Here is a 7,913-nt window from a genome sequence, read left to right on the forward strand (position 1 = left end):
GCCGCAATGAAATCAAAAGCTAAATCGATATTTCGATATTCTGCAATCAAAGGCCGTATTAAACCAGCCGTTCAAGCAATCTTGCCCAATAATGAAACGAGTACCGAGGATACCGCATTAATTTTTGATGCAGAAAGAGATCAGCGCTATGCTCATTCGGGTATAGAGATATTTAACAATATACTCACCATATTCACTCAAGAGTGGGTCGGGATTCGCGCGGCTTCCGGTTCGCTGCCTACTCACAAGTTGGCTATCTCGAAAGATGCTGTAATTGGTCCATTCGCACTAAGGTCAATTTTGGATTTTATTACTGATCGGAAGATAAAGACCATACTCGTTCAAGGGCTTTCATTTGGCGTTGTACGTGCAGTGCGCGCAGTTAGAGCTTCGTTGCCAGAGATCCAAATACTTTGTGTATGGCACGGTGCACCTGCCGCATGGTGTTATGATGAAGAAAGATCATTGGCAAACCTTTTACTTGAGTGTGCTGATACAGGTGTATTCAATCGCATCAGCATAATGAAACGGGGCGCGCACGTCCTCCATCCGAATGCAGTTCCCTATTTGGTTCCCAATCTTCCACCAAATGTAAATATTCCAAGAATACACCTTCCTAACAGCGGATCCACCCGCGTAGCTTTATTTGGCTCTTGGAACAATACATGGAAGAACATGTATTCCAATATAACAGCAGCTTGTCTGACTCCAAAGATAACTAACATAATTTCATACAACTCCGTAGATATAAAATTACCTGGATCCGAAAAGGTTAAGGTAGCCAATTATGGTGGAAGAGAAGCCCACTTGGCTCTACTCTCAACTACCGATGTCGTTCTAAATGCAACTATATTGGATTGTCATCCAATGGTGGAACTGGAAGCCCTTGCGGTGGGCACCCCATCAATAAGGTCATATCTAGATTTGGACTTCGGCGAGAACCACCCCTACGAGAAATTATTGACGGTCAAATCGCCGAGCAATATACGAGAAATTTCGGAAACATTAACGACAACCATTGCAATACCATCGAAGGAACTTGCTGAAATCGTTTCCGAATATCGTAACCTGGTTTTCAATACCAGCATCCAGCGTTATGCAGAATTTATTGAAGGTTGATATGAGAGTCTGTTTTCCTACTTTTGAGATCGCTCCTTTCACCGGAGGTGGCATCGGTACTTGGCTGGCAACGACACTAGACCAGTACGCCGACGAAGGAGAGTACGAAGTTCTGTACTATGGGAAACAACCCATTTCAGAAGCAGAATTTTCTCTAGTCTACCCCAACGTCAAATTGCATTGCATTGACACTGAAGATGTCTCCGAAGTCCTCGATGAAAACCAACTGCGCAAAGAGGATGGTTTCGAAAGTTACCACGTTTGGATATCCTATATTCTCATGCGTAAATTGGAAGTTTTAGAACGTGAGTTTGGATCCTATGATGTTGTTGAGTTTATAGATTGGGGAGGCCCCGCATTTTTCTCACTGCAACAAAAACTCCTCGGACGTAGCTTACAAAATACTGCAGTAACCGTACGATTACATGGTTGCGATGAAATACTACGCCAATTTGAGAATCGCCCTTGGGGCTTTGAGAATTTAATTGTAGCTGATCTAGAACAACAGTCATTGTTTTTAGCAGACAAATGTGTTTCGCACCTTCTACCAAATGCCCAATTTTATAGTAACCATTACAAATTCGATAGTGCTTGGTTATCCCGGTGCATTATAGAGCTACCCCCGGTGAGGAAGGGAAAGGATGCGCAAACCACCATCAGCCCCACCAAAGAAACCCCATTGTGCTTCACATCGAAGTTCCAAGGGTTTAAAAGGCCCTATTCTTTTCTCCAAGGCGCAGCCGAGTTTCTTATCGCTACTTCGACTTATGAGGGAAATATAGTTTTTGCGGCTTTTGTGTCGGATCCGCTAGAAAGAAAAAGGATCGAAAACGCGATTCCCTCTGGAATCCGCGATAGGATTCACTTTATTTCTAACAATAATAGAGAATTGCGTGAAGATCTAGTTTCGCAAAGTATTGCAGTATTCTCAGGAGTATATGAGACATTTTGTTACGCAGCATATGAAGCTAGCATGGCAGGAGCCCTAGTCATCCTTAACGGCCACAATCCCGGCTTCGGTCCGCAGACCCCATGGATTCACGGGGTGAACTGCCTCAAGTACGATGGTACATCGGCGGGCCTTTCAGATGCTCTTCGTGTTGCGTTCAATACGTCAACAGAGCAAAAGAGAATAAACCTTCAGCCTATAGATTACCAACATGAGACACGGCCATATTGGTCCAACAACAAGATAGCCCCAGTACTAAATGCAAAAGAACGTGTCGTATCTACGCCGTTGAGTATCATCATACCCGTACATTACGAATCTGCAGAGTTATTTCAGATTATAGCTCGTCTACGCAAGTCACACAGCCCCGAAACCGAGATAGTAGTTGTCGATGGTTCCGGAACACAAAGCATCGCCGCACACGTTTGGGATAAAATTGACTCTGAGGGCGTATTAAATAGCAATCAAGCATCGGTGAAAGTAGTTCGTCGATCACAGGCAGCAAACTTCGCTGTGCTTGTCAATGACGGGGTTGATGCAGCGAGCCATCCCATCGTAGCTATTCTACCTCTTGATCAGTATCATGCCGAAGATTTTATCAAGGGTGCAGCGTTCGCTATCAATAGCAAGGACGCCGATGTTGTATTGCCTACGTTAAGAACTTTACGCCACAGCAAAGACGGGGACCATTCCGTTTCCGGCGGATGGATCTCATATGGAGGAGCTTTACGAGTAAATACTTTTGTGAACCGTTTTGGCTTTGGGTGCTTTGTTGCCCGGCGAGCAGACCTTAAACGTGTACGTTTTGACGAAAGTTTGACAAACGAATGGTCCTGGGACGTTCTTTTGCGACTTACTTACTCAGGCAAAAAAATCGTCGTGGATACTGATTATCCTATTAATGTTTTTGTGGATAAGCTGGCCCATTGGGCTCCTCAATCGGAAGATGAAAGACGAAGCACTTTGGAGGCTGTTAGAAGAAATACATGGCAGAGCGATAGACAGTATGACCTGCCGTGGACTTCCCTCGGGGATGGTGAGTTCATTTCTAGTGACTGGTTTATAAACCGCGACGCGCTCTCTTCAAATAGGCATTTGCAGGCAGCATACGAAGCATTAAGCAACGCCAGGACTGTTCGTTTTGCATTAAAGTTTGCAAATCGCATCAAGCGCGTATTAAGGCTTTCTTAATATGCACGTTTATGTAGGGGTCCTTAGATTTGACACATATGCGGGTTTAATCCACATCTGATAGTCGCCCATAAAGGACCAACCGGTTACTCAGAAGATTAAGATGAAGATAGCATTTTATACATCCGACCTATTAAGACTCAAAAGTCTAGTATGGTCCCTAACGAAACGAGAGCTGAGCTCACGCTTTCGTGGATCATTGCTGGGCAGTCTTTGGGCTGTATTACAGCCTATTGCTGTCGTCTCTATATTTTATTACGTTCTGGTCATCATCTTTAAAACAAGGTGGTCAGACTCAAATTCTTCGAATGGTGACTACATTGTAGGAATGTTTATTGGGCTTCTGATATACAATCTATTTGCAGAAACAATTTCACGATCAACCACATCTCTGACGTCGAATATAAATTACGTTAAGAAAATCGTGTTTCCTATCACCATATTGCCTGTCGTGCAATTATGCTTCGCATCAATTAACTACTTAATTGGAATGGTCGTACTGATCATTTTTGGCTATTTTTGGGGATTATTGACTTTATCTTATTGCTGGATACTGATTCCTTTCTGTGTTGCGCCCGTTCTAATGTGGGCTCTAGGATTAAGCTGGATCACCAGCGCATTAAACGTATATTTCCGCGACACGAATGTCATTGTGCCACTACTTCTCCAAGCTACAATGTTTTTGTCTCCGGTTTTTTACAATACAGATCGTTTAACTCCGGGAGCCAAAGCAGCTTTGTCCTGGAGCCCTCTTACGATTCCCATTACTGAATTGCGTAGAATACTTATGGGAGACCACAGCGCCGATTTTGCGCAATTGTTGTTTCCTACTATTACGGGAGCCGTCGTCCTTGTGTTAGGTTTCTGGCTATTTCGCAAGACAAAAGTCGGATTTGCTGACGTTCTCTAATTGCCTGAAAGTTGTACAATGATGGATGCAATAAAGATTCAAGCTCTCTCGAAGTGGTTTGACCGATACGACAATCCTCGTGAGCGTTTCTTCAAGCTATTCTCTGGCAACACACACTTGGAGCGGCGTCATCACGCACTTCAAGACGTCACACTTTCTATTCCCAAAGGCTCTTCTTTTGGGCTTGTTGGCCGGAATGGCGCAGGCAAGAGCACGCTGATGCAGTTGATTGCTGGCGTTATGCGACCATCAGAAGGCATTGTAAGCGTGCATGGACGTGTATCACCTTTGTTGGAATTGGGTACAGGTTTTAATCCTGAGTATACCGGTATTGAAAATGTTCGATTAAACGCAGCTGTATTGGGTCTAACCCCATCTCAAGTACGCTTAAAAGAAGAGAATATCATTGATTTCGCTGATATAGGTGATTTTATCAATCGACCAGTAAAGACATACTCAAGTGGAATGTTTGCGCGATTGGCTTTTTCCGTCGCGATAAACGTTGACCCAGAGATACTCCTTGTTGACGAAATCTTATCAGTTGGCGACATGGGGTTTCAGCAAAAATGTCTAAACCGACTGCGTGAAATGCGCCAAGACGGATTGACACTCGTCTTCGTAAGTCACTCAGCGGATTCTGTTAAGAGTGTTTGCGATAAGGCTATATTTCTGGATCGCGGCCAGGTCATGTATATTGGTGACGCAGATCAAACAGTGGATCGCTATCTCGCATTCATCCGTGAACAGTCGAACGAGGACCAACTTCGATCAGAAAAGGAACACCCTTGGAAGAGGCCCGTTAAGCGAATTCTTCAACTAGAAGGTGAGCGCCGTTTTGGTAGTGGACATGTTCAAATCACTCGAACAGACATTTTGAATGAATGTGGCCAAAGCACACGAGCTTTCACTTACGGGGACTTGATCACAATCGAAGTCGAGTTTCAAAGCACAATTGCGGTCTCTGACCTTTGTGTGAATTTACTCGTGCGTGATGCAACCGGGTTGGATCTTTTCGGGACATCAACTTTCGATGAAGACATCCTATTGAAACCGATGGACGTCGGAGAAAAACAAACCGTACAGTTCACTTTTCCTGCAATAACACGGGTGGGAAGCTATGGGGTCGCGCTCTCAATCACACGCGTATCTCAAAAAGACTATTCTGACAGCTTTCTCTTCGATCAAGTGGACGGCATCTGCAGCTACAGCATAGCGCAAAATATAAAACGTCCTGTCCACTACAAATTTCACGTTGCGACATCTATTACGGCAGAAGCGTCAACAGTGATGGAGAAATAGTTCATGAGCGGTATCAAACCTAACCAACAGTACTGGAAAACCAAAAGCGGCGCGGACTACAAGTTGGCGCACGCCATCCGCGAGCAGAAGGGTACAGCTAGCTATAAACTACAAGAAAAGTGGCTGACAGAAAGACTGCGTAATATAATTACCACTCTAGGTCGCCCTATTAAGCTACTTGACTTCGGATGCGGGTATGGTCGAATTGCTCATCTCTGTGCTGAAATTGGAGACATTGACTATTATGGCTTCGATTTTTCTGAAGCTATGGTTCAACCACTGCTCGAATCTCCCCCTGCAGAATATCAGGCTGACATACACAAGAGGGTATACGTTGGGTCACAACTTCCGGAAACTTTTCTGTCAGGAAACTTCGATGTCGTTATCTCTATTTCAGTGCTTATCCATAACGACGAAACAAACGCTCGTGAAATAATATCGAAACTTCTGATGACTGTATCTTCAGAAGGAGAATTAATTTTAATCGAAAACCCACTGTCATCGACTACCCACTTCGAGAACATATGGCATGCCGGCTGTTGGGTACACAACTTTCTTGAATATATCGGCCCAAACTACAACGTAGAATTGGACGAGCGGATCCACCCATCCCATTGCTTTTATATAATACGCCAGAGGAAAGAAGAAGAGTCGAAAAGTATAGATTATTGGGGTATCGACGGATTTAAAAAGTATACTTCTAGCGCCGAGCTTTTCGAGGAAGTAATTCCACAGATCGAAGCTGCGACATCCACAACAGTATTTACTGATTCAATTAACGCATTGGATATAGCTGAAATGTTTGATAAAAATGAGATTGATCATAGCCAGTTGGGAATGCATACGCCCGAAAATAACGACAGAAGAATAATTTTTGAAGCAATGAAACGAGAAATAATATTGAATTGTATAGGCGCGGCCAAGTATCAGCCTGGAAATGAGGAGCAATCAGCATTTATTGAACGAAATGTTTTTGGAGTTGAAGACGTTTTTGATGATTACTATGTTCCCTGGTTGAAAGAAGCCGCTCTGTCGGAGGGAGATGAGATAATTCAGATTGGATGCGATACCGGCGGCTCCACAGTTGCGTTGCTTCCCAACGTTAAACACGTTCATTGTTTAGGCATGAATGACATTGAACGCACTGTGGCAGAGTTCCGCTTTAAATTGCGGGGACTGACAAACTTTGATTTCATAGAAAATATCGAGGATATTGTTGCTTTACCTTCGAAAGTCAACGGAGTAGTTTTTTATTCTAGTCTCGAACATATGCCATTCTCTCAATGCGTTCAAACTTTGAAGCAAGCATGGGAGCAAGTCGAGGACGAAGGTTGGCTGTGCGTTATTGATACTCCAAATCGACTAAACGTGTCAGACAACCACACTTCACTTTTACCATTTTTCAATATGCTACCTCTTGAAGTTCGTTTGGCGTATGCTGAACGGTCTCCTCGAAGAGAATTTGCGACAGCATTTGAAAATAAAGCTACTTCATCACCCGATACTCTCATAGGTTGGGGAAGTGGGATCTCTTATCACGAATTTGAAATTGCATTGGGAGAAGACATTCACGGACAGGTTGTAGCGGATGGTTTCGAAACTAAATTGAATGAACTACTAGGGACAACGCCAGATGAAAGCATAACACAATTGATGTTGGGCATGTACGCGAATAAAGTCAATCGTTGTTTCGCGCGACGGAGTCTACATTTTGTTGTGAGAAAAAAACGGTTGGGTTAAGACTGCTTTAAAAGCAATTCACGCTAAACAATCGTATATGCTAGCCGAATAGCCTACATAATCCCAATGGCGTTACCATTCCGCCATTGGGTTGAACGTCGAAACATCTGGTACCCCCCCCCGCCAAATAACGGTAAGCGTTCGCTGCGAACCACTTGTGTCTTAGCTTGACGTCTTGAAGGTAAGCGTTCGCTGCGGACCACTTGTGTCTTAGCGTAACGTCCCGATTGCTGCCGCCTTTTGAACCAAGGCCTCGTGGCATAAGACACGTGTTTAACGACGTCGTTAGCGACGTGTCTTATGCGAGGATTGGATGCGAGTTGAGTAAGCGTACGCTAGTCCCCACCTTCCAATTACAGTTCTAATTGTCTCATTAGACTTTTGAGATGATCAGGACGGAGTTTCTCCATGGATACTACATTGGAGGTTCTGCGAGTTGGTGGCAGAAGCCGCGGGAACCGAAAGTGGCCGGATGAGGTGAAGGCGCGGATTGTAGCAGAAACGCTGCTGCCTGGCGCTACGGTGAGTTCTGTTGCACGTCGGCACGGTTTGCTTGCAAATCATGTATCGACGTGGCGGACTCTCGCAAAAAAGGGGCAGCTGGTGTTGCCTGCGCCAGAGGATCCGGGTAAGCGGTAAGGCTACCCCACATATCATTAGTCGGCGTGATGGGCGATTTTCCGTATGAATCATACGGAGAGTCCT

At 44.5% G+C, this 7,913-nt stretch carries 6 protein-coding genes; all 6 read left to right on the plus strand.

From position 1 onward, the window contains the following. The first annotated feature begins 6 nt into the window (after positions 1 to 6). The 6 genes from KWJ32_RS24405 to KWJ32_RS24430 all read left to right on the plus strand — a co-directional run bounded on the left by KWJ32_RS24405 (position 7) and on the right by KWJ32_RS24430 (position 7,847). The gene (locus KWJ32_RS24405; protein WP_256886430.1) at positions 7 to 1,119 is read left to right on the plus strand and encodes a hypothetical protein; all 1,113 of its coding nucleotides are present in this window, start codon (positions 7 to 9) and stop codon (positions 1,117 to 1,119) included. Beyond that, the gene (locus KWJ32_RS24410) at positions 1,109 to 3,259 is read left to right on the plus strand and encodes a glycosyltransferase (RefSeq protein WP_256886431.1); all 2,151 of its coding nucleotides are present in this window, start codon (positions 1,109 to 1,111) and stop codon (positions 3,257 to 3,259) included. The genes KWJ32_RS24405 and KWJ32_RS24410 overlap by 11 nt, the downstream gene beginning before the upstream one ends. A gap of 103 nt (positions 3,260 to 3,362) precedes the next feature. Continuing rightward, positions 3,363 to 4,169, plus strand: coding sequence for an ABC transporter permease (locus KWJ32_RS24415; RefSeq protein ID WP_256886432.1), 807 nt, complete (start codon positions 3,363 to 3,365; stop codon positions 4,167 to 4,169). 18 nt (positions 4,170 to 4,187) lie between these two features. Beyond that, on the plus strand, positions 4,188 to 5,468 hold the full coding sequence (locus KWJ32_RS24420; protein ID WP_256886433.1) for an ABC transporter ATP-binding protein: 1,281 nt from the start codon (positions 4,188 to 4,190) through the stop codon (positions 5,466 to 5,468). A gap of 3 nt (positions 5,469 to 5,471) precedes the next feature. Further along, on the plus strand, positions 5,472 to 7,208 hold the full coding sequence (locus KWJ32_RS24425) for a methyltransferase domain-containing protein (protein WP_256886434.1): 1,737 nt from the start codon (positions 5,472 to 5,474) through the stop codon (positions 7,206 to 7,208). Positions 7,209 to 7,616: 408 nt separating this feature from the next. Next, positions 7,617 to 7,847, plus strand: a complete 231-nt coding sequence (locus KWJ32_RS24430; protein WP_256886435.1) for a transposase — start codon at positions 7,617 to 7,619, stop codon at positions 7,845 to 7,847. Positions 7,848 to 7,913: the final 66 nt, after the last annotated feature.

Source organism: Ochrobactrum sp. BTU2 (assembly GCF_024539785.1).
In the GTDB taxonomy this organism is placed as follows: Bacteria; Pseudomonadota; Alphaproteobacteria; order Rhizobiales; family Rhizobiaceae; genus Brucella; species Brucella anthropi.

Coding starts and splice junctions, on each gene's coding strand:
- KWJ32_RS24425 (WP_256886434.1), top strand. CDS start 5,472: ATGAGCGGTATCAAACCTAACCAACAGTACTGGAAAACCAAAAGCGGC.
- KWJ32_RS24420 (WP_256886433.1), top strand. CDS start 4,188: ATGATGGATGCAATAAAGATTCAAGCTCTCTCGAAGTGGTTTGACCGA.
- KWJ32_RS24405 (WP_256886430.1), top strand. CDS start 7: ATGAAATCAAAAGCTAAATCGATATTTCGATATTCTGCAATCAAAGGC.
- KWJ32_RS24430 (WP_256886435.1), top strand. CDS start 7,617: ATGGATACTACATTGGAGGTTCTGCGAGTTGGTGGCAGAAGCCGCGGG.
- KWJ32_RS24415 (WP_256886432.1), top strand. CDS start 3,363: ATGAAGATAGCATTTTATACATCCGACCTATTAAGACTCAAAAGTCTA.